This window comes from Streptomyces pseudovenezuelae, from assembly GCF_001513955.1.
In the GTDB taxonomy this organism is placed as follows: Bacteria; Actinomycetota; Actinomycetes; order Streptomycetales; family Streptomycetaceae; genus Streptomyces; species Streptomyces pseudovenezuelae.
In genome coordinates this window covers 685,046-706,877 of the sequence record NZ_KQ948144.1, presented here as the reverse complement: position 1 = coordinate 706,877, position 21,832 = coordinate 685,046, and the positions used below count along the sequence as shown (strand labels likewise).

At 71.7% G+C, this 21,832-nt stretch carries 22 protein-coding genes; 13 read left to right on the top strand and 9 right to left on the bottom strand.

Annotation, left to right across the window (positions count from 1 at the left end; all coding sequences use genetic code 11):
• Position 1: 1 nt before the first annotated feature.
• Positions 2-421 carry a gamma-glutamylcyclotransferase family protein gene (locus AQI94_RS03030; protein WP_031047030.1) on the bottom strand — a complete coding sequence of 140 codons (420 nt, stop codon included), beginning with the start codon at positions 419-421 and terminating at the stop codon, positions 2-4.
• Between the two features lie 130 nt (positions 422-551).
• Here AQI94_RS03030 and AQI94_RS03025 point away from each other — a divergent pair, with 130 nt between their 5' ends.
• The 3 genes from AQI94_RS03025 to AQI94_RS03015 all read left to right on the top strand — a co-directional run bounded on the left by AQI94_RS03025 (position 552) and on the right by AQI94_RS03015 (position 3,606).
• Positions 552-2,207: a M4 family metallopeptidase gene (locus AQI94_RS03025; protein WP_031047027.1), complete on the top strand. Its 1,656-nt coding sequence runs from the start codon at positions 552-554 to the stop codon at positions 2,205-2,207.
• 76 nt (positions 2,208-2,283) lie between these two features.
• On the top strand, positions 2,284-2,631 hold the full coding sequence (locus AQI94_RS03020; RefSeq protein ID WP_031047024.1) for a hypothetical protein: 348 nt from the start codon (positions 2,284-2,286) through the stop codon (positions 2,629-2,631).
• 75 nt (positions 2,632-2,706) lie between these two features.
• Entirely contained in the window at positions 2,707-3,606 is a 900-nt protein-coding gene (locus AQI94_RS03015; RefSeq protein WP_031047019.1) for an aminoglycoside phosphotransferase family protein, read from the top strand.
• Here the strand turns inward: AQI94_RS03015 and AQI94_RS03010 are convergent.
• Positions 3,600-4,031 (bottom strand): VOC family protein, encoded by a 432-nt coding sequence (locus tag AQI94_RS03010; protein ID WP_031047017.1) that lies wholly within the window; start codon positions 4,029-4,031, stop codon positions 3,600-3,602. The two genes, AQI94_RS03015 and AQI94_RS03010, sit on opposite strands and share 7 nt — an antisense overlap.
• A 118-nt stretch (positions 4,032-4,149) precedes the next feature.
• The gene (locus AQI94_RS03005) at positions 4,150-4,731 is read right to left on the bottom strand and encodes an NADPH-dependent FMN reductase (protein ID WP_031047013.1); all 582 of its coding nucleotides are present in this window, start codon (positions 4,729-4,731) and stop codon (positions 4,150-4,152) included.
• Between the two features lie 275 nt (positions 4,732-5,006).
• Here AQI94_RS03005 and AQI94_RS03000 point away from each other — a divergent pair, with 275 nt between their 5' ends.
• Both AQI94_RS03000 and AQI94_RS02995 read left to right on the top strand, forming a co-directional pair.
• Positions 5,007-5,531 (top strand): hypothetical protein, encoded by a 525-nt coding sequence (locus AQI94_RS03000; RefSeq protein ID WP_031047010.1) that lies wholly within the window; start codon positions 5,007-5,009, stop codon positions 5,529-5,531.
• A 112-nt stretch (positions 5,532-5,643) separates the two neighbouring features.
• Positions 5,644-6,270 (top strand): class F sortase, encoded by a 627-nt coding sequence (locus AQI94_RS02995; protein ID WP_062229569.1) that lies wholly within the window; start codon positions 5,644-5,646, stop codon positions 6,268-6,270.
• Positions 6,271-6,747: 477 nt separating this feature from the next.
• On the opposite strand, the gene cpt is transcribed toward AQI94_RS02995, so the two are convergent.
• Together cpt and AQI94_RS02985 are read right to left on the bottom strand one after the other, a co-directional pair.
• Complete coding sequence (gene cpt / locus AQI94_RS02990) at positions 6,748-7,290, bottom strand: chloramphenicol phosphotransferase CPT (RefSeq protein WP_031047372.1); 543 nt, start codon at positions 7,288-7,290, stop codon at positions 6,748-6,750.
• A 14-nt stretch (positions 7,291-7,304) separates the two neighbouring features.
• Positions 7,305-8,087: a sulfite exporter TauE/SafE family protein gene (locus AQI94_RS02985; protein ID WP_031047370.1), complete on the bottom strand. Its 783-nt coding sequence runs from the start codon at positions 8,085-8,087 to the stop codon at positions 7,305-7,307.
• A gap of 218 nt (positions 8,088-8,305) precedes the next feature.
• On the opposite strand from AQI94_RS02985, the gene AQI94_RS02980 reads away from it, so the two are divergent.
• From AQI94_RS02980 to AQI94_RS02955, 6 genes are all read left to right on the top strand, one after another.
• Positions 8,306-9,526 (top strand): NAD(P)/FAD-dependent oxidoreductase, encoded by a 1,221-nt coding sequence (locus AQI94_RS02980; RefSeq protein ID WP_031047368.1) that lies wholly within the window; start codon positions 8,306-8,308, stop codon positions 9,524-9,526.
• Entirely contained in the window at positions 9,526-12,129 is a 2,604-nt protein-coding gene (nirB, locus tag AQI94_RS02975; RefSeq protein ID WP_031047366.1) for a nitrite reductase large subunit NirB, read from the top strand. Before AQI94_RS02980 ends, nirB begins: the two co-directional genes overlap by 1 nt.
• Entirely contained in the window at positions 12,126-12,476 is a 351-nt protein-coding gene (gene nirD, locus AQI94_RS02970; RefSeq protein ID WP_031047365.1) for a nitrite reductase small subunit NirD, read from the top strand. The genes nirB and nirD overlap by 4 nt, the downstream gene beginning before the upstream one ends.
• Before the next feature lie 46 nt (positions 12,477-12,522).
• Positions 12,523-13,107 (top strand): TetR/AcrR family transcriptional regulator, encoded by a 585-nt coding sequence (locus AQI94_RS02965; RefSeq protein ID WP_031047364.1) that lies wholly within the window; start codon positions 12,523-12,525, stop codon positions 13,105-13,107.
• A gap of 72 nt (positions 13,108-13,179) precedes the next feature.
• Positions 13,180-13,941: an SDR family NAD(P)-dependent oxidoreductase gene (locus AQI94_RS02960; RefSeq protein ID WP_031047363.1), complete on the top strand. Its 762-nt coding sequence runs from the start codon at positions 13,180-13,182 to the stop codon at positions 13,939-13,941.
• 57 nt (positions 13,942-13,998) lie between these two features.
• Complete coding sequence (locus tag AQI94_RS02955; RefSeq protein ID WP_031047361.1) at positions 13,999-14,649, top strand: LysE family translocator; 651 nt, start codon at positions 13,999-14,001, stop codon at positions 14,647-14,649.
• A gap of 3 nt (positions 14,650-14,652) precedes the next feature.
• On the opposite strand, the gene AQI94_RS02950 is transcribed toward AQI94_RS02955, so the two are convergent.
• Positions 14,653-15,579 carry an oxidoreductase gene (locus AQI94_RS02950; RefSeq protein ID WP_031047358.1) on the bottom strand — a complete coding sequence of 309 codons (927 nt, stop codon included), beginning with the start codon at positions 15,577-15,579 and terminating at the stop codon, positions 14,653-14,655.
• 142 nt (positions 15,580-15,721) lie between these two features.
• On the opposite strand from AQI94_RS02950, the gene AQI94_RS02945 reads away from it, so the two are divergent.
• Positions 15,722-16,210 (top strand): excalibur calcium-binding domain-containing protein, encoded by a 489-nt coding sequence (locus tag AQI94_RS02945; protein ID WP_031047356.1) that lies wholly within the window; start codon positions 15,722-15,724, stop codon positions 16,208-16,210.
• 156 nt (positions 16,211-16,366) lie between these two features.
• Entirely contained in the window at positions 16,367-16,792 is a 426-nt protein-coding gene (locus tag AQI94_RS02940; protein WP_225890140.1) for an excalibur calcium-binding domain-containing protein, read from the top strand.
• 7 nt (positions 16,793-16,799) lie between these two features.
• On the opposite strand, the gene AQI94_RS02935 is transcribed toward AQI94_RS02940, so the two are convergent.
• From AQI94_RS02935 to AQI94_RS02925, 3 genes are all read right to left on the bottom strand, one after another.
• Positions 16,800-17,240: a VOC family protein gene (locus AQI94_RS02935; protein ID WP_031047351.1), complete on the bottom strand. Its 441-nt coding sequence runs from the start codon at positions 17,238-17,240 to the stop codon at positions 16,800-16,802.
• Between the two features lie 211 nt (positions 17,241-17,451).
• Positions 17,452-20,172: a pyruvate, phosphate dikinase gene (gene ppdK / locus AQI94_RS02930; protein ID WP_031047349.1), complete on the bottom strand. Its 2,721-nt coding sequence runs from the start codon at positions 20,170-20,172 to the stop codon at positions 17,452-17,454.
• Positions 20,173-20,578: 406 nt separating this feature from the next.
• Complete coding sequence (locus AQI94_RS02925; RefSeq protein WP_062229568.1) at positions 20,579-21,781, bottom strand: ROK family transcriptional regulator; 1,203 nt, start codon at positions 21,779-21,781, stop codon at positions 20,579-20,581.
• Positions 21,782-21,832 lie beyond the last annotated feature (51 nt).

Below are 21,832 nucleotides of genomic sequence, written 5' to 3'. Positions count from 1 at the left end.
CTCACCGCAGCAGCCAGTCGCCGCTCTCGATGAGCTTGCCGCGGGCGCGCAGACGGGCGGCGACGGGGGGTGCCGCCACGTAGACCCAGGCGCGCACGGGCGTGCCGTCGGCCGCGCGGATCACCTCGCGGGCGACCCGCTCGTACAGGTTGCGCGGGTCTCCCGGGGTGTACTCCTCCAACTCGTCGAGAGCGGCGAGCAGTTCGGCGTAGGCGTCGGCCCGCGGGGTGAGGAGTTCCCCCGCGACCGTCCCCCCGGCCTCCTCGACGGCGTACGGGTAGCCGGGGCCGTCGTACAGCAGCGCGCCGGCGAGTCGGCCCGGCTCCTCGGAGCGGAGGCGGCCGCGCAGGAAGAGGTCGTGGTTGACCTCGCCTGGGCGGAGGGTGCCGTAGACGAAGAACGGGAGGCTCGCGGGGGTCACAGAAACGATTCTCTCCCCTCACATACCTGCACGTGACGCGGTATGGACACGGCTTGTCATGGCCTCTTAAATCTTCGTCAACGTCCGCGCCACCCCCCACGCGCCCGTTGGCGCCTTTCAGAGGAGACCGATGAGTCGGATACGGCCGTACGTCCGAGGTGCCCGTTCCCGTCGGCTCGCCACCGCCGGAGTGGCCGCCACCGCCGCCACCCTGCTGGCCGCCGCCCTCTCCCCCGCCGCCGGTGCGGCGGACCGGCCGACCAGGGCCACCGCACTCGAGAACGCCGCCTCCGTGCTGTCCGACCGGGCCTCGGCCCTGGGGCTCACCTCCGCCCAGGACACCAAGGTCCGGGACGTGATCGTCGACCCCGACGGCACCCAGCACGTCCGCTACGACCGTACGTACCGCCAACTGCCCGTGCTGGGCGGTGACTTCGTGGTCCACCTGGCGCCCGACGGGGCGTACAAGGGCTCCTCGCGCGCCACCAGGAGCGCGATATCCCTCGCCGGGATCACCCCGGCCCTGTCCGCCCCGAAGGCGGCCGACCTCGCGGCGAACGCCCTGAAGGCGGCCAACCTCGGCGAGACGCTGAAGAAGCTGACGGCCAAGCCCCGGCTGGTCGTCGACGCGCTGCACGGGGCGCCGAAGCTGGCCTGGCAGACCGACGCCGTGGCGCAGGACGCCCTGGGCAACCCGGTCGCGCGCACGGTCCTCACGGACGCCCGCACGGGCGCGCAGATCGACGCGTGGGACAGCATCGAGCAGGCGGCCGGCGACGGCAAGTCGCTCTACAGCGGCACGGTGTCGCTGGAGACGACCCAGTCGGGATCGGCGTACCAGCTCAAGGACGCGACGCGCGGCAACACCTACACGGGCGACGCGGCCAACAAGACCGACCTGTGCTTCCTGACCATCTGCCTCAGCCGGGCGCCCGCGACCCTGTTCACCGACGCCGACAACCACTGGGGCACCGGAGCGAGTTCGGACCGGGCCACGGCGGCGGTGGACGCGCAGTACGGCACCGACGTCACCTGGGACTACTACAAGAAGGTCCACGGGCGCAACGGGATCGGCGGGGACGGCAAGGGCTCCTACAACCGCGTCCACTACGGCAACAACTACAACAACGCCTTCTGGGACGACAGTTGCTTCTGCATGACCTACGGCGACGGTGACGGGACGCAGCTCGGTCCGCTGGTGTCACTGGACGTGGCGGGCCACGAGATGTCGCACGGCGTGACGTCGAAGACGGCCGCGCTCACGTACTCGGGCGAGTCGGGCGGGCTCAACGAGGCGACCTCCGACATCTTCGGCACCCTGGTGGAGTTCTACGCGGGCAACTCCTCGGACGTCGGCGACTATCTGATCGGCGAGAAGATCGTCCGCTCCGGCTTCGGACGGGACGCCCTGCGCTACATGGACAAGCCGTCCAAGGACGGCAAGTCCGCCGACTCCTGGAGCAGTTCGGTCGGCAACCTCGACGTCCACTACTCCTCCGGTGTCGCGAACCACTTCGCGTACCTGCTGGCGGAGGGCAGCGGTGCCAAGACCGTCAACGGCGTCAGCTACAACTCCCCCACCTCCAACGGCTCCACGGTCACCGGCATCGGCCGGGACAAGCTGGGCGCCATCTGGTACCGGGCGCTGACGGTCTACATGACGTCCTCGACGAACTACGCGGGAGCGCGTACGGCCACCCTGAACGCGGCGAAGGACCTGTACGGCGCGGGCAGCACCGAGTACAACGCGGTGGGGGCGGCCTGGAGCGCGGTGAACGTGAACTGACGTCCACCGGACACCGGATGCGCGACGGCCGCCTCGGGGTTCCGGGGCGGCCGTACCCGTGGAAGGAGGCGGGCAGGTGGGCGAGGGCGACCCGCACATCCATGTCGAGGTGAAGGTGGTCCGCAGCCAGGCCGCCGTGCGCACCGTGCTCGCGGCCACCTTCGGCCTGGCGGGCGACCTGCCGAGCACCGTCGCCACCGGGTGCGGGCTGCGGGTGCCGTACGCCATGACCTCGCCGCGACCGGACCGGGTGACGTGTCTGGCCTGCCGGGAGCACGCCCGCGCCGAGCACCTGCGCCTGGCCGACGAGATCGAGCGCATCGGCGGCCTGCCCGGGTCTCCCGTCGCCGCCGCCGAGGCCCGGCAGGCCGCGGCACGCCATCGCGCACTCGCCGAGCGGTTCTCGTCCGGCGCCGGGGGCTGAGGGAAAAGCGCTGGCACCGTGCTCTCGGGCACGGATACGCTCCACCGCCGACACCCGCCGCTGCCCTGGAGCCCCATGCCGTCCACCACGAAGATGCACGCCGACGAACTCGACATCGACGCGGCTCTGGTCGGCGGGCTGATCGCGGACCAGTTCCCGCAGTGGGGTGAACTGCCGCTCACGCGGGTCGAGTCCGCCGGGACCGACAACGCGATGTACCGGCTCGGGGACGACCTGGTCGTACGGTTGCCGCGGTTGCCCGGTGGCGGGCACCAGGTGGACTTCGAGCACCGGTGGCTGCCCCGGCTGGCACCGCATCTCCCGCTGGCCGTGCCGGAGCCGTTGGCGAAGGGCGGACCCGGCCGGGGATACGCGCTGCCCTGGGGGGTGTACCGATGGCTGGAGGGGTCCAACGCCTACGACTCGCCGATCACCGAACTCACCGACGCGGCCGTGGAGTTGGGGCGGTTCGTCGCCGCGCTGCGCACGGTCGACGTGACCGGCGGACCGGCCTCCTACCGCCCCGGCCCCCTGCACGTCTGTGACGACGGCACCCGGTCGGCGATCCAGGACCTCGGCGCCGCCGGCCTCCTGGACGCGGCCCGTGCGACCGCCCTCGCCGACGAGGCGCTGCGGCTCCCCCGGTGGGACCGGGCGCCCGTCTGGCTGCACGCCGACCTCCTCCCCGGCAACCTGCTCGCCGTGGACGGCCGCCTCACCGCGGTCATCGACTTCGGCTGCCTCGGCATCGGGGAGCCCACGGCGGACACCCTGCCGGCCTGGACCGTGTTCAGCGGTGAGAGCCGCCGGCTGTTCCGGGAGGCGGCGGAGTTCGACGACGCCACCTGGGAGCGGGGGCGCGCGTGGGCCCTGTTCTGGGGAGTGGGCGCGGTGCACTACTACCGGGGCGGCAGGAACCCGGTCCTCACGGCGGTCGGGACGCGGGCGATCGAGGAGGCGCTCGCGGACTACTGACCGAAGTCCGGGAGGGTGAGCGTGCCGTCCTCCGCCAGGGGGAAGCCCGGGTTGTACGCCACCTCCCAGGCGTGGCCGTCCGGGTCCGTGAAGGCGCCGGACCGGAAGCCGAGCGCGTTCACCGCGGCCGGCTTGGTGACGGTGCCGCCCGCCGGCGCCACGGTCGCGAGGAGGGCGTCGACCTCCGCCTCCGAGCGGACGTTGTGCGCGAGGGCGACACCGCCGAAGCCGTGCGCCGGTCCCGGCTCCAGTCCGCAGTCCTGCGCGAGTTTCTCCCGGCTCCACAGGACCAGGCCCAGGCCGCCCGCCTGGAAGAAGACCGTCTCCGCGACCTCCTGGCCGCGCCAGCCCAGGGCCTCGTAGAAAGCCTTGGAGCGGGCGAGGTCCGAGACGCCCAGGGTGATCAGGGTGATGCGCTGTTCCATGCCCATCGCCTCACCGTAGCGCCGCCACGGGAGGCCGGCGCGACGCCCCGGCCCGCCGGCCTCACTCGCCCGTCCCCTTGACGGCGATCCGGCCGGCGGAGGTACGGCGGCGGCCCCTTCACCTGCCGTACGGATGGGCGTCCCTGCCCGCCCTCAGCACCCTCCCCCACCACACCAGCTGGTCCAGCATCGTCTTCGCGGCCGCGTCCGGGCCCGAGGGATCCTTCAAGCGGCCCTCGGCGAAGGAGCCTCCCGCGTTGTGGAAGCTCACGGTGTCCCGGACCGTCACGGCGTGGAGTTCGGCGAAGACCTGGCGCAGGTGCTCCACGGCTCGCAGGCCGCCCGAGATGCCGCCGTAGGAGACCAGGGCCACCGGCTTGGCCTGCCACTCCGTGAAGTGCCAGTCGACCAGGTTCTTCAGGCCGGCCGGGTAGGAGTGGTTGTACTCGGGGGTGAGGACGACGAAGGCGTCCGCCGAGGCGAGCCTGGGAGTCACCGAGGCGAGGGCGGCGGTCGCCTCGGGGGTCGGGGCCATGGACAGGGGCAGGTCGGTCTCGGCCACGTCCACGACGTCCGGGATCAGGTCGTCGCGGTCGCGGAGGCGGTCGAGGAGCCAGTCGGCCACCACGGGGCCGAAGCGGCCGTGGCGGTTGCTGCCGACGACCAGGGTGACGCGGAGAGGTGCGGTGTCTGTCTGCATGCGGGACAGCCTGGTACCTCGACCAAAGTTGAGGTCAAGCGACGATCGCGGCCGGCGGGTCACCCGTTCACACGCGCGCCCCGCACCCTTCGGGATCTCTTCGGCCGGCTGCCCGCCGTACGGCGATGACCTGCTGAAACTCCGGCCTACCCGGCCCGGGGCGCGGCGATCTGACACCCATTCACCGCAATTCTGACGCACTCTCAGGAAGCGGGCTCGGCCCACTGCCACTTACCTCGAAGGCACAGGGACACCCGAGAGCTCGAAGGAGCACCATGCGCCCCACCACCCGCCTGCTGACCGGCAGCGCGCTCGCCGTCGCCGCCGCGGGTCTCGTCTGTGCGCCCGCGTACGCCGGGGACACGGACGGGCTTGAGGTGTTCCCGTCCTCCGTGGTGCCGGGTGGGCAGGTCACCGTGAGCACAGCGGCGTGCGGGGCCGGCGGCACGGCTGCCGCCGGGGACGCCAGCGCGGTGGGCGCGGGCTCCTTCACCCTGGCGCCCGATGCGCGCGACGGCGACGCGACCGGACAGTTCCGGGTGCCGCCGAGCGCGCAGCCGGGGACGTACGAGATCGCCGCGACCTGTGCGGAGGGCGGTCGGCGGGTGACCGGTGACCTGGTGGTCACGCTGACGTCCCAACGTCAGCCGGTGCATCCGCGAGGAAGTGTGAAGACGGGGGTCGGTGGCGCTCTGGGCCCCGACCCCGTGCAGACCGCGGCCGGCGTGGCGGCTCTCGCCGTCGCCGCCGCGGGCGGTACCTGGCTCCTGCATCGCCGGGCGAGAGGCGACGGGATCTGACGGACACCCTCCGCTGTCCGTCCGCCGGTACCGCATGTCCCCTCCCCCTCCGGGTCCGACGCCCCTCGCGGCCCGGAGGGGGACGGGCAGTCCGGCCGTAGAGGAGGTATCCGTGCGCAACCGCAGCTTCGGCAACACAGCCATAGCGGGCGTCACCGTGGTGGCCCTGTGCTCCGGCGCGTGGCTGCTGCGCAGCGGCACCGAAACCCACGCCCCGCCGCAGCCGTCCGCCGCCCAGGCGCGCGCGGGAGGCGACAGCGGGCGGGCGGCCGCGCCCGCGCTGCCGCCGTCCCCGCCCGACCGCGTCCGCATCCCCGCGATCCGGGTGGACGCGCCGCTGATGGCCCTCGCCCTCACCGCGGGCGGCAGCCTCGATGTGCCGCCGGCCGCCAGGAAGAACCTCGCCGGCTGGTACGAGGCCGGCACCACCCCCGGCGAGACGGGCACCGCGATCGTCGCCGGGCACGTCGACAACGCCGAGGGCCCCGCCGTCTTCTACGACCTCGGTGCCCTCCGCAAGGGCAGTGCGATCGAGGTGGACCGGCGCGACGGAAGCGTCGCGGTGTTCTCGGTGGACGCGGTCGAGGTGTACGACGCCAAGAACTTCCCCGACGAGAAGGTGTACGGCGCCGCGAAGAGGCCCGAGCTGCGGGTGATCACCTGCGGCGGCGGCTACTCACGCTCCACCGGTTACCGCGGCAACGTGGTGGTGTTCGCCCACCTCACGGAAAGCCGCTGACGAGGAACTCGGAGGGCGTCGGTTTCGATGCCCTGGTGACGATCCCGCGACGACACCGGCCTCACGGCAGACGCCTGTCGGACAAGGCAGTGGTACTCGCTGTTCGCGGGACTCGGGGGACGTCGACTTCGATGCCCTGGTGACGATCCCGCGACGACACCGGCCCTCACGGCAGACGCCTGTCGGGCAAGCCACGGGTGCTCACTGTTCCGGCACTCACGGGGAGCCGCTGACGAGGGACTCGGGGGATGTCGGCTCCGACGCCCAGATGCCGATCCCGCGACCACACCGGCCCCACGCCAGACGGCCTACGCACAACGCACTGGTGCTCACTGTTCCCGCACCTCACAGGAAGCCGCAGACGAAGAACTCGGAAGACCCCGGCCCCGACGCCCAGATGCCCATCCCGCCACGACACCGGTCCCACTACAGACGGCCGTCGGACAAGCCACGGGTGCTCACTGTTCCCGCACCTCACTAGGAGCCGCTGACGACCGCCTCGGCGATGGTGTGCGCGCAGTCCAGGGACTCGGCGCGGGTGGTGTCGACCTCGATGTCGTAGACCACGCCCTGGTGGACGATCTCCGCCTGCTTCTCGGCCATCCCCCGGGCCCGGTCGCCCCGGACGATCTCGCGGCCCGCGGCGACGGCGGCCGCGCAGCGCACGCCGACCCACAGCACGTCCAGCCCGTCCAGCGACTCGCGCCACCGCTCCTGGGAGTGCGCGCCGCCCAGGAACACGTCGTCGACGATCACCCGGGCGCCCGCCCAGGCCGTCGCGGCGACCCCCGCCCGCCAGGCCGCCTCCAGGCGCGTGAACTCCTCCCCGACGCTCACGCCGCCGTCCGGCGCGAACGCGATGCCCGAGCCGGAGGACTGGAGCGAGGCGGGCAGCGCCTCGACGAACCCGTCGATCCCGAAGGCCAGCCACGGGTCGGGCAGGACCGCCTGCAGACAACGGACGATTCCGGACTTGCCGGAGCTGGAACCGCCGTTGAGCACGATCACCTGAGTCGTCACCGCGCCACCCTAGGTCAGGCGAGCCACTGTTCGTACGCGATATTCGCGACCAGCGCGAAGACCACGGTCAGCAGGACGACCCGCACGAAGGCGCCGCCCTTCTTCAGCGCGGTGTGCGCGCCCAGCATCCCGCCCACGAGGTTGAAGAGGGCCATCACCGCGGCGAGCTGCCACAGGACGGTGCCCTGCCAGGCGAACATCGCGAGTGCTCCCGCGTTGGTGCAGCAGTTGACGATCTTCGCGGTGGCGGAGGCGGTCACCAGGTCGAGGTGGAGGACCGCGGTGAGGACGAGGACGAGGAACGTACCGGTGCCGGGGCCGATCAGACCGTCGTAGAAGCCGATGCCGAGGCCCGCGAGACCGATCGCGGCGAGGATCTGACGGCGGGTGGCGGGACCGGTCGCGGGGGCGGTGCCGAAAGCCGGGCGCAGGATGACGAAGGCGGCGACACCCAGCAGTACGACCATGATCAGCGGCTTGAGCACCTCCGTGCTCATCCCGGCCGCGAGGAAGGCGCCGGCCGAGGACCCGGCGACGGCGGCGACACCGATCCGGACGGCCAGGCGTACGTCGACGGGGGCCTTGCGGGCGTACGTCACCGCGGCCCCCGAGGTGCCGACGATGGCGACCGCCTTGTTGGTGCCGAGCGCGTACGCGGCCGGGGTGCCGGCCGGCAGGCCGAGCAGCAGGACCGGCAGCAGAAGGAGCCCTCCGCCGCCGACCACGGCATCGATCCAGCCTGCGGCGAGGGCTGCCACGCACAGGACGACGATCATGGTCAGGGATATCTCGGGCATGATCGCGACCCTAAGGGACGGGGTCCGTGCAGGTGACACGCACCTGGGCGGGGTCCGGGACGCCCCCGGGCGAGCTCGCGGGACGGCGTCCTCACAGTGCGCCCCCGATGCCCCTCCCGAACCCTCACACCCGCCTCCCGCCCCTGCTGAGGGCAGCGTTCCTCGCGGGAAACAGAGGTGATGCGGTCGGGTAACACCCGCAACGCACGCTCCTTGGCATGACCTCGAATACGCGTGTGGTGGTGATCGGCGCCGGGCTCGCGGGCGTCCGGCTCGCCCGGCGGCTCGGAGAGCTCGGCACGTCCGTGACGCTGATCGGCGAGGAGGAGCACCGCCCGTACAACCGGGTGCTCCTCGCCGAGGTGCTGGCCGGGCGGTACACCCCCGAGGTGATCGCGCTCCCGGCACCGGCCGCGCTGACCCGTGCCCGGGTCACCGGCATCGACCGCGGGGCACGGACCGTCGAGTACGCGGACGGTTCGAAGATCGCATACGACACGCTGGTCCTGGCCACCGGCTCCAACCCCGTCCTGCCGCCGCTGCGCGGCCTGTTCACCCCCGACCACGAGCTGCCCGAGGGCGTGCACGCGTTCCGGACGATGGACGACTGCCTGGGGCTGTCCAAGGCGGTCCGGCCGGGAGTGAAGGCGGTCGTGATCGGCGGCGGGCTCCTCGGGGTCTCCGCGGCCCGCGCGCTCGCCCAGCGCGGCGCCCAGGTCATGCTGGCCCAGCAGTCCGAACGGCTGATGGAGCGCCAGCTCGACCCGAGCGCCTCCAAGCTCGTCCGGCGCCACCTCGGGGACCTCGGCGTCGAGGTCCACACCGACCTGCGCGTGCGGGACGTGCGCTGTGTCGGCGGGGCGGTCCGCTCGGTCGAGATGGCCGACGGATACGCCCTGGACGCCGAGATCGTGGTCCTGGCCTGCGGGGTCCACCCCCGGGTCGGCCTCGCGCAGACCGCGGGCCTCGAAGTGCGCAAGGGAATCGTCGTGGACGACGAACTGCGCACCTCCGACCCGCACATCCACGCCATCGGCGACTGCGCCCAGCACGACGGCACCGTCTACGGCCTCGCCACCCCGGCCCTCGAACAGGCCGATGTGCTCGCCGAGTTGCTGGCGGCCGGCGCCGGAAACCAGGGCGCCCGCTACACCGGCACCCGTTCGCTGACCCGGCTGACGCTCCCCGGACAGACCGCCTTCGACCTGGCCGCGTTCGGCGAGACCGAGGCACTTCCGGGCGACGACGTGGTCCAGCTCGCGGACGCCACCCGCGGCACCTACTGCAAGGTCGTCGTCCGCGACGACCGCCTGGTCGGCGGGGTCCTCGTCGGCGAACTCGGCACCGTCGGCGCGCTCGCCCGCGCCTGGGAGGGAGCAGAGCCGCTCCCCGACAACGGCCCGCTGCTCCACCTGCTCACCAACGATGGAGGCTCCTGATGACCGCCACCCCGGAGGCCACGGAGGCCACCCCCACGATCGTGCTCGTCGGCCACGGCATGGTCGGCCAGCGCTTCCTCGAAGCCCTCGCCGAGCGCGGCATGACCGCCACCCACCGCGTGGTCGTCCTGTGCGAGGAGCCGCGTCCCGCCTACGACCGCGTCGCGCTCACCTCGTACTTCTCGGGGAAGACGCCCGAGGAACTCTCCATGACGGACATGGAGTTCATCGAGACGCACGGCATCGAGCTGTACGTCGGCGACCCGGCCGTCTCCGTCGACCGCGAGGCGAAGAAGGTCACCGCGAGGTCCGGTCAGGTCTTCGCGTACGAGACCCTCGTCCTCGCCACCGGTTCGTACCCCTTCGTGCCGCCGGTCCCCAACAAGGACGCCCGGGGCTGTTTCGTCTACCGCACGATCGAGGACCTCCTCGCCATCGAGGAGTACGCGAGGACCCGCACCACCGGTGCCGTGGTCGGCGGCGGTCTGCTGGGACTTGAGGCGGCCGGAGCCCTGAAGGGCCTCGGGCTGACCTCCCACATCGTGGAGTTCGCGCCCCGGCTGATGCCGGTGCAGGTCGACGACGGCGGTGGCGCGGCGCTGCTGCGCACCATCGAGGAGATGGGGCTCTCCGTCCACACGGGCGTCGGCACGCAGGAGATCGTGGTCGACGAGGACGGTGCCGTCACCGGCATGAAGCTCTCCGACGGCTCCGAACTCGCCACCGACCTGGTGGTGTTCAGCGCCGGTGTCCGTCCCCGCGACCAGCTGGCCCGCGACTGCGGTCTGACGGTCGGCGAGCGCGGCGGCATCACCGTGGACGAGCAGTGCCGCACGGTCGCCGACCCGCACGTGTTCGCGATCGGCGAGTGCGCGCTGGCCGCCGACGGCCGGGTGTACGGCCTGGTGGCCCCCGGTTACGAGCAGGCCGAGACGGCGGCGGCGACCATCGCCTCCGACGAGGCCGCCTTCCTCGGGGCCGACCTCTCCACCAAGCTGAAGCTGCTCGGCGTGGACGTCGCCTCCTTCGGTGACGCGCACGGCGCGACCGCCGACTGCCTGGACGTCGTCTACTCCGACTCCCGCGCGGGCCTCTACAAGAAGCTGGTCATCGGCCGCGACGGCACGCTGCTCGGCGGCATCCTGGTCGGCGACGCGGAGGCGTACGGCACGCTGAAGGCGTTCACCGGTTCGGTCCCGCCGGTCAAGCCCGAGTCGCTGGTGCTGCCCGCCGGTGCCGGGGAGTCCGTCCAGCTCGGCCCCACCGCGCTGCCGGACGACGCGATCATCTGCTCCTGCAACAACGTCCGCAAGGGCACGATCCGCGGAGCGGTCACCGAGCACAACTGCACCACCGTGCCCGAGGTGAAGAAGTGCACCAAGGCCGGTACGACCTGCGGCAGTTGCGTCAAGGTGCTCGGCCAGCTGGTCACCGCCGAGCTGGAGGCGTCCGGCGTCGAGGTCGACAAGGGCCTGTGCGGCTGCTTCTCGCAGACCCGCGAGGAGCTGTACGAGATCGTCCTCGCCCTGCGCATCAACACCTACCAGGACCTGCTGGACCGCTACGGCCGCGACGGCGCCAAGGGCGGTGACGGCTGCGAGATCTGCAAGCCGGCGGTCGGCTCGATCATCGCCTCCCTCGCCCCGACGATCGGCGCGAGCGGCTATGTCCTGGACGGCGAGCAGGCCTCCCTGCAGGACTCCAACGACCACTTCCTCGCCAACATCCAGAAGAACGGCTCCTACTCGGTCGTCCCGCGCATCCCCGGCGGTGAGATCACCCCCGAGGGCCTCATCGTGATCGGCGAGATCGCCCGCGACTTCGGCCTCTACACGAAGATCACCGGCGGCCAGCGGATCGACATGTTCGGCGCCCGGGTGGAACAACTCCCGCTGATCTGGACGCGGTTGGTGGACGCCGGCTTCGAGTCGGGTCACGCGTACGGCAAGTCGCTGCGCACGGTTAAGTCCTGCGTCGGCCAGACCTGGTGCCGCTACGGCGTCCAGGACTCGGTCCGCATGGCGATCGACCTGGAGCTGCGCTACCGGGGCCTCAGGTCGCCCCACAAGCTCAAGTCGGCGGTCTCCGGCTGCGCCCGCGAGTGCGCCGAGGCCCAGTCGAAGGACTTCGGCGTGATCGCCACCTCCAGCGGCTGGAACCTCTACGTCGGCGGCAACGGCGGCGCGACCCCGCGCCACGCGGACCTGCTCGCCCAGGACCTCACCGACGCCGAACTGATCAAGCTGATCGACCGGTTCCTGATGTTCTACATCCGCACCGCCGACCGCCTGGAGCGCACCTCGACCTGGCTGGAGCGCATCCCCGGCGGCCTGGACCACGTCCGTGACGTGGTCGTGGAGGACTCCCTCGGCATCTGCGAGGAGCTGGAGTCCCTGATGACGGCCCACGTGGCGCACTACGTCGACGAGTGGGCGACCACCATCAACGACCCCGAGAAGCTCGCCCGGTTCGTGTCCTTCGTGAACGCCCCCGACACCCCCGACCCGGTCGTCGGCTTCGTCCCCGAGCGCGAGCAGATCAAGCCCGACCTGCCGCTGCTGACCATCGGCCACCGTCCCCTGGAAGGAAGCGCCCAGCGATGACCCTGGCACCCGAGACCACCGACCTGAAGGTCGAACTCCAGCTGAACGGCGACTGGTTCGCGGTCTGCGAGCTGGCCCGGCTGCTCCCCGGCCGGGGAGTGGCGGCGCTGCTGCCCGACGGCCGCCAGGCCGCCCTGTTCCGCGACCGCGCGGGCAACCTGTACGCCGTCGACAACCGCGACCCCTTCGGCGGGGCGGCCGTCCTCTCCCGCGGGCTGACCGGAAGCGTCCAGGGCCGCCCGTTCGTGGCCTCCCCCCTGCTCAAGCAGCGCTTCGACCTGGAGACCGGGCAGTGCCTGGACGACGAGTCGGTGCGGATCGCCACGTACGAGGTGCGGGCGGCGTAGCAAGCTTTCTTGACCGACCGTTCTCGACAGGCCTAGGCTGCGACGCGTGGCCAGGACCAAGGAGTTCGACCCCGACGCCGCGCTGCAGGCAGCTCTGGAGCTGTTCTGGCGGCGCGGCTACGAGGCCACGTCCCTGTCCGACCTGGTCGAGCACCTCGGCATCGGGCGGGCCAGCATCTACGCGACCTTCGGCAGCAAGCACGAGCTGTACCTGAGGGCGCTGGAGCGCTACGACCGGGCAGGGCTCCCGCCGATCGTGCGGGAGCTGTCCCAGCCGGGCCCCGCACTGCCTGCCGTGCGGGCGGTCGTACGGCGGTACGCGAGCGAGGCGGCCGACGACCAACTGCGCCGGAACGGCTGCATGGTGACCAACGCGGCCGCCGAACTGGCTCCGCACGACCCGGCGGCCGCACGGCACGTCGAGCGCAACTGGGACCAGCTGGAGACCGTGCTGCACTCGGCACTGGTCCGCGCGCAGGCACAGGGCGAACTGCCGGCGGACCGCGATCCGCTGACCCTCGCCAGGATGCTGCTGGTGGTGCTCCAGGGACTTCGGGTCGTCGGCAAGGCGTCCGCGGACCCGGCACGGGTGCGGGACGCGGCGGAACAGGCGTTGGCGCTGCTCGACTGAACCCCTCAGGGCGGCGGCGCCCTTTTCTTTTGCCGCCATATTGAACCGAACGGTCAAGAATCAGGGGAGATCATGACGCGTTTCATCGGCAGGACCGCTCTCGTCACCGGTGCGGGCTCGGGGATCGGCCGGGCCCTCGCCCTGGCGTTCGCGGCGGAGGGCGCGCAGGTGGTCGTGGCCGGACGCAGCCGGGAGCCGCTGACGGAGACCGTCCGGCTGATCGAGGAGGCGGGCGGCAAGGCGCTCGCGGTGACGGCCGACGTCTCGCGGGCCGCCGAGATCCAGGCCGTCGTGGACGCCGCCGTGGACCGCTTCGGCGCGCTCGACGTGGCCGTGAACAACGCGGGGGTGTTCCGGGGCGGGCAGCCCTTGGCCGACCTGTTGCCGGCCGACTGGCAGGAGCAGCTCGACATCAACCTCACGGGGGTGTTCCTGGCGCTGCGGGCCGAGATCCGCCAGATGCGCTCACAGCCCTCCGGCGGCGCGATCGTGAACATCGCCTCCACCTTCGGCGCCCACACCCGCGCCCCGGGCGCCGCCGGGTACGCCGCCACCAAGGCGGCCGTCTCCGCCCTCACCCGGGGCGCGGCCCTGGACCACATCCGCGACGGCGTCCGTATCAACGCGGTCAGCCCCGGCGCGGTGGACACCCCGATGTCCCTGCGCGCCGGCGAGACGGAGGCGGACCGCGCCGACCGCGCGCGGGCCACCCTCCCCCTGGGCCGGGTCTCGTCGCGGTCCGAGATCGCCGCCGCCGTGCTGTACCTGGCCTCGGACGACGCCTCCTCGGTGGTGGGCACCGATCTGGTGGTGGACAGCGGGGCGACGGCCTGAGGATCCACCGCTGGAAAACGGCTGGAGGGCGAAGGAGGGCCATGCTTGCATGGGGGCATGGTTCCCACCGACCGTCTCCTCGCCTTCGCGGCCATGTCGTTCCTGCTGATCGTGGTCCCCGGACCCAGCGTGCTGTTCGTGATCGGCCGGGCGCTCGCGCAGGGCCGGCGGGCCGCCCTGACCACGGTGGCCGGGAACACGGTCGGCGCCTACGTACTGGTCCTCGCCGTGGCGTTCGGGGTCGGCTCGGTCGTGGAGCGCTCGGTGCTGGTCTTCACCACGCTGAAGCTCGCCGGCGCCGCCTACCTCGTGTACCTGGGCGTCAAGGCGTGGCGCGGGCGCGGGTCGCTGCGCGCGGCGTTCGCCGAGGACGTGTCGGCCGGCGCGGCGGGGCACGGCGGTCTGCGCACGTTCTGGGAGGGGTTCGCGGTCGGAGTGACCAACCCCAAGACGATCGTGTTCTTCGCCGCGGTACTGCCACAGTTCGTGGACCGCGGCCAGGGCGGGGTGGCCGTGCAGATGCTGCTGCTCGGGCTGGTGTTCAACCTCATCGCACTGGTCTCCGACGCCGTGTGGGGGCTGGTCGCGGCGACCGCGCGGGGCTGGTTCGCCCGCTCACCGCGCCGCCTCTCCCTGGTGGGCGGGGTCGGCGGACTGACCATGATCGGCCTGGGCATGACGGTGGCGGTGACCGGGCGCAAGGACTGACGCTCAGGCCCCGAGGGCGTCGTACGTCACCCCCGTGAGCTCCTCCGAGGCGGCCCACAGGCGTTGCGCCGCCCGGTCGTCGCGGGTCCAGGGGGCCCGCCGGGAGGGGGCCGGGGAGCCGCGCCACCCGACCAGGGACGGTCCGGTGAAGGAGTCGGGCGGCACCTCGGGGGCGGTGGCCGCGTAGAGGGTGGGGAGGGCGCCCGCCTCGGCGGACTGGGCGAAGAAGCGGTTGCCGACCCGCATGAAGCGTTGCACCGCCCTGCGGCCGGCCATCTCCGGACCCGCCGTCTGGAGGTTGGTGGCCGCGTACCCGGGATGCGCCGCCGCGGCGATCACGTCCGCGCCGTGGGCCGCCAGCCTGCGGGCCAGCTCGTGGACGAAGAGCAGGTTGGCCGTCTTGGAACGGGCGTAGGCGACCCAACGCCGGTAGCGGCGCTCGCTGTTGAGGTCGTCGATGTCGATGTTGGCCAGTACGTGCGCCGTGCTGGAGACGGTCACCACGCGCGCGGCGGGTGCCGCGAGGAGCACCGGCAGCAGCAGGCCGGTGAGCGCGAAGTGGCCCAGGTGGTTCACCCCGAACTGGGTCTCGAAGCCGTCCGCGGTCGTGCCGTACGGCAGCGCCATCACGCCCGCGTTGTTGACCAGCAGGTCGAGACGGTCGTAGGGATACGTCCTCGCGAACTCCCGTACGGAGGCCAGGTCCCCGAGGTCCAGCCGGGCGAACTCCACGTCCGCGCCCGGCACTTCACCGCCCAGCCGGACCCGGGCCCCGACACCCCGCGCCTCGCTGCGGCAGGCGAGCAGCACACGGGCACCCCGGCGCGCCAGCTCCCGCGCGGTGACGTACCCGATTCCGCTGTTGGCCCCGGTGACCACGGCCACCCGCCCACCCTGACCGGGAACGTCCTCCACACTCCAGCCGGCCATGACGGGGCTCCTTCCGGAGACGGGGTGGGATCCAGCGTGACATCCCATGACATGCAATGGTCACAGATAGAACACTTCGCCTCCACAATTGCGACACCGGCAATACGGTCATCCCCTCACGCAACACCGCCAGGGGGACGACATGGCCAACCCGTACAACACCCAGCCCACGCCGCCGTCGTGGCAGCCGACGCCGCCGCCCGCGTCACGGCCCGCCCCCAAGTGGGCCCGGAAGCGGTTCGTGCTCCCCGCTCTCGCGCTCACGCTCTTCCTCGGCGTCGGCATAGGAGCCGGCGACCAGGACAGGACGACGAACGACGCGAAGCCGGCCGCGGCCAAGCCGCAGCCGACAGTGACCGTGACGGCGACGGCCACCGCTACGGCCACGGCGACCGCGGAGCCGGAACCCGCGGCCACCGTGACCGCCACGAAGACGGTCAAGGTCACGAGGACGGTCACGGCACAGGCCGAGGCGGACACCGACTCCGGGGCCGACCCGGGTTCCGACAGCGTCTATTACGCCAACTGCTCCGAGGCCCGCGCAGCCGGCGCCGCGCCGATCCACCGCGGTGAACCCGGGTACGCCTCGCACCTGGACCGGGACAACGACGGGGTGGCCTGCGACAGTTGAGCTTGCGGCGGCGGCCTTGCGGAGAGTTACCCTCCGGTCACGTCACGTTCGCATCACGGGTTTCTCATGTCGCCGACAGCGCACCCGCGTCTCACTAGGTTCGTCACCTCATATCCGGCTGATCGCCACTTCTTGATCATGCGCGCGGATATCACCATGAACCTGGAGGGACCTGCTGTGAACCTGCTCCGCAAGCCCGGCGCCATCGCCGTCGCCGCGCTGGCGCTGGCCGTGCTGCCGGGCGCCGCCTCGGCACACGACGGTGACCACCCGTTCGAGAACTGCGCCGAGGCGTACGCCGCCGGTTACGCGAACATCCCCGAGGGCGACGAGCACTACGGCAGCCACCTCGACCGGGACGGCGACGGCATCGGCTGCGACCGGCCGCCCGCGGACTTCAAGGCCCACGACGACCAGGCGGCGGCGGAGGCCGGGGACACCGGCAGGAAGGGCCCGGACCTCGCCGAGACCGGTGGCGGCGGTGGCGACACCACCGTGTACCTCGCCGCCGCGGGCTCGGCCGTCCTGCTCACCGGCGGTGCGCTGGTGGCGTCGGCACGCAGGCGCCGCGCCGAGCGCTGAGGCGCGCTCAGCCCAGCTGCTCGGCCAGTCCGACGATGACGCCCTCCGGGCCGCGGACGTAGCAGAGCAGATAGCTGTCCTCGAACCGGGCGATCCCGCCGAGGAGTTCGGCGCCGTGAGGACGCAGCCGGGCCACCGTGTCCTCGATGTCGTCGACGGCGAACATGACGCGATGCGTGCCCAGGATGTTGTGCGGCCGGTTCCGCGGCCCCGCGTCGATCGCCGCGGGGCTGCGGTACTTCGCCAGTTCGAGCCGGCTGTGGCCGTCCGGGGTCCGGACCATCGCGATCTCGCAGTGGACGCCGTCGAGTCCGGTGCACAGGTCGGCCACCGGACCCTCGACCTCCGCCCTGCCCTCCAGTTCCATACCGAGTTCCACGAAGAACGCGACGGCGGCGTCCAGGTCCTCGACGACGATGCCGACGTTGTCCATCCGCTGAATCGCCATGCTGGTCTCTCCCTCTTCCCGGTGCGGCCGGTGGTGGCCGCTGCTGCCCCTGGGACGGAGCAGGTCTCACGTTCTCGACATCCGCCGGGCGCACGAGAGGGCGGCATCCCCGCACAGGATGCCGCCCTCTCGTCGTGCTCCGGAACCGCCGCCCATCGGATGAGGGTCGGGGACGGGTGGCGGTTCCGGGGTTCCCGTGGCCGTCGCGGGCCTACCGGTGGTCGCTTCCGTTGGCCGTGATCGCCGCGCGCCCCGCCTCCAGGCGGGCCACCGGGATACGGAACGGGGAGCAGGAGACGTAGTCCAGACCCACCTCGTGGAAGAAGTGGACCGACTCCGGGTCACCGCCGTGTTCACCGCAGACGCCGAGCTTGAGGTCGGGGCGGGTCCTGCGGCCCGCCTCGGCAGCGAGCTTGACCAGCGAGCCGACACCGTCCTTGTCGATCGTCTCGAACGGGCTGACCCCGAAGATGCCCTTCTCCAGGTACGCCGTGAAGAAGCTCGCCTCCACGTCGTCGCGGCTGAAGCCCCACACCGTCTGGGTCAGGTCGTTCGTGCCGAAGGAGAAGAACTCCGCCGCCTCCGCGATCTGCCCGGCGGTCAGCGCGGCACGCGGGAGCTCGATCATCGTGCCGATCGACAGCTTCAGCTCCACACCGGTGGCCGCCTCGACCTCCGCGACGACCTGGTCGGCCTCCTCGCGGACGATCTCCAGCTCCTGGACGGTGCCGACGAGCGGGATCATGATCTCCGCGCGCGGGTCGCCCTTGGCGTTCTTGCGCTCGGCCGCGGCTTCCGCGATCGCGCGGACCTGCATGGTGAACAGGCCGGGGATGACCAGGCCGAGACGTACACCGCGCAGGCCCAGCATCGGGTTCTGCTCGTGCAGCCGGTGCACGGCCTGCAGGAGGCGCAGTTCGTTCTCGTGCGGCTCCTGGCGGGACTCCGCGAGGGCCACACGGACCGACAGCTCGGTGATGTCGGGGAGGAACTCGTGCAGCGGCGGGTCGAGCAGCCGGACCGTCACCGGCAGCCCGTCCATCGCCGAGAACAGCTCCACGAAGTCCTGCTTCTGCAGCGGGAGCAGCGCCTTCAGCGACTCCTCGCGCTCGTCCTCCGTGTCGGCCAGGATGAGGCGCTCGACCAGCTCACGGCGGTCGCCGAGGAACATGTGCTCGGTACGGCACAGGCCGATGCCCTGGGCGCCGAAGCGGCGGGCGCGCAGCGCGTCCTCGGCGTTGTCCGCGTTGGCCCGCACCCGCAGGCGCCGCTTGCGGTCGGCGAACGCCATGATCCGGTGCACGGCCTCGACGAGCTCGTCGGCGTCGTTGGCGCCCGCGTGCATCCGGCCCTCGAAGTACTCCACGACGGGCGACGGGACGACCGGGACCTCACCGAGGTACACCTTGCCGCTGGACCCGTCGATGGAGATGAGGTCGCCCTCCTCCACCACGTGCCCGCCCGGCACGGTCATCCGGCGCCGCTTGGTGTCGACCTCCAGCTCCTCGGCGCCGCAGACACAGGTCTTGCCCATGCCGCGCGCGACGACGGCCGCGTGGGAGGTCTTGCCGCCGCGGGAGGTCAGGATGCCCTCGGCCGCGATCATGCCGTCGAGGTCGTCGGGGTTGGTCTCCCGGCGGACCAGGATGACCTTCTCGCCCGAACGGGACCACTTGACGGCGGTGTACGAGTCGAAGACCGCCTTGCCGACGGCCGCGCCCGGCGAGGCCGCGATGCCCCGGCCGACCTGCGCGACCTTGGTGTTCTCGTCGAAGCGGGGGAACATCAGCTGGGCCAGCTGGGCGCCGGTGACCCGCTGGAGCGCCTCGGCCTCGTCGATCAGGCCCTGGTCGACGAGCTGGGTGGCGATCCGGAAGGCCGCGCCCGCCGTGCGCTTGCCGACCCGGGTCTGGAGCATCCACAGCTGACCGCGCTCGATGGTGAACTCGATGTCGCAGAGGTCCTTGTAGTGGTTCTCCAGCGTCTCCATGATCTGCATCAGCTGGTCGTACGACTTCTTGTCGATCTGCTCCAGCTCCGCGAGCGGGACGGTGTTGCGGATGCCCGCGACGACGTCCTCGCCCTGGGCGTTCTGGAGGTAGTCGCCGTAGACGCCCTGGTGGCCGGAGGCGGGGTCGCGGGTGAAGGCGACACCGGTGCCGGAGTCGGGGCCGAGGTTGCCGAAGACCATCGAGCAGACGTTGACCGCGGTGCCGAGGTCGCCGGGGATGCGCTCCTGGCGGCGGTAGAGCTTGGCGCGGTCGGTGTTCCAGGAGTCGAAGACCGCGTGGATCGCGAGGTCCATCTGCTCGCGCGGGTCCTGCGGGAAGTCCCGGCCCGCCTCCTTCTTGACGATCTTCTTGAAGGCGGTGACCAGCTTCTTGAGGTCGGCGGCCTCCAGGTCGGTGTCGACCGTGACCTTCTTGGCCTGCTTGGCCTTGTCGAGGGCCTCCTCGAAGAGGTCGCCCTCGACGCCGAGGACGGTCTTGCCGAACATCTGGATGAGGCGCCGGTAGGAGTCCCAGGCGAAGCGGTCGTCGCCGGCCTGCTGGGCGAGCCCCTGGACCGACTTGTCGGAGAGACCGATGTTCAGGACCGTGTCCATCATGCCGGGCATGGAGAACTTCGCGCCGGAGCGGACCGAGACGAGCAGCGGGTCGTCGGCCTGGCCGAGCTTCTTGCCCATGCGCTGCTCCAGCGCGTCGAGGTGCGCACTCACCTCGTCACGCAGTGCCGCCGGCTCCTCGCCGCTCTCCAGGTAGACCTTGCAGGCTTCGGTCGTGATGGTGAAGCCGGGAGGAACGGGGAGTCCCAGGTTGGTCATCTCGGCGAGGTTCGCGCCCTTGCCACCCAGGAGGTCCTTGAGGTCCTTGTTTCCCTCGGTGAAGTCGTAGACGAACTTCGCTACGTGGGGTTCTTTGTTTTCCGACACGGGTCTCGACTCCCTCGAGGACGCGGTGGCTGCCCTGACGTCGAGGAACATACCCAGATCGAAGGCGCCTGGGTACGTCTACTCGGGCGTCATACGCCCGTAACCAGCCGTCCGCCAACGGATCGAAAGTCAAAGCTTGGCAAGCGACACGGGCCCGATGTTTTCACTTCTTGAACGCAACAACCCTCACGGACCGCCAGAATCGCTCATCTGAGCGGCACTTGGCACGCCTGATTTCGATCGATGAACGATCAAGGGGTGGCACTCAGTGCCACCCCTTGGAGAAGTGCAGTCGGTCAAGATCCGCTCATTCGAGCGCGACCCCTATCAAGCGTGGCGAGAATCACGCTGCCACAGGGCGCCGGATTTCACCATGCGGACGCGTTTCGGGGCCGCAACACGGGCGTCATACGCCCATGGCCAGCAACCGCTCCTCGACCCGCTCGGGCGCGTACAGATGCTCCACGACCAGCGCACCCGCCCCGACCAGCCCGGCCCGCTCCCCCAGCCGTGAGGTCACGACCTCCAGGCGGGCGGTGGAGCGCGGCAGCGCCCGCTGGTACAGCAGCTCACGGACGCCGGTGAGGAAGGGAGTTCCGGACAGATCACCGGCGATCATCAGGACCCCGGGGTTCAGCAGGGTCACGACGGTCGCCAGAACGTCCCCGACATGCCGCCCCGCCTCGCGCGCGAGCGCCGCCGCCTCGGGATGCCCGGACGCCAGCAGATCCCGCACATCCGAGCCCGACGCCGCCGGCACCCCGGCCGCCGCCAGCCGACGGGCCACGGCACCACCGCTCGCCACGGCGGCGAGGCAGCCGTAGGACCCGCACCGGCACAGCGCCTCCGCGCCGGCCGGCACCCGGATGTGGCCGAGGTCGCCCGCGCCGCCGTCGATGCCCCGGTAGACCGAGCCGTCGACCACGACCCCGGCGCCGATCCCGGTCGAGACCTTGACCAGCACGAACGCGGTGCAGTCGGGATACGCGGTGCGCTGTTCGCCGTACGCCATGAGGTTGGCGTCGTTGTCGACGAGCACGGGGACCGGGCCCGCGCCGGTGTGCTCGGTGAAGGATCCGGCCAGGCGGTCTCGTATGTCGTAGCCGTCCCAGCCGGGCATGATCGGCGGCTGGACCACCCGGCCGCTCTCCAGGTCGACCGGCCCAGGCACGGCGAGGCCGATCCCGCAGACCTCCGCCGCCCGCTGCCCCGCCTTCTCCAGCAGCTCGGCGAACCAGCGGCCGAGCTCCCCCAGCACGACGTCCGGGCCGTCCTCGATCACCAGGGTCCCGCTGTGCTCGGCGAGGATCTCGCCGGTCAGGGAGAGCACGGCCGCGCGCGCGTGCCGGGTCTCGAGGTCGGCGGCGAGGACCACGGCGTGGGCGTCGTCGAACTCCAGGGTGATGGAGGGGCGGCCGCCCAGCGGGGAGTCCACGGGACCCCCGGCGCCCTCGCGGAGCCAGCCCGCACGGAAGAGACGGTCCAGGCGCTGGCCGACGGTCGCCCGGGACAGTCCGGTGGCCTGCTGGAGCGCGCCGCGCGTGACGGCTCGCCCGCTGCGGACCAGTTCGAGCAGATCTCCGGCGCCGGTCTGACTCCGCCCAGCCATGCGCACCCCCTTGTGTTTCTCAACTCTGCATTACATATTGGGTTTTGCGTG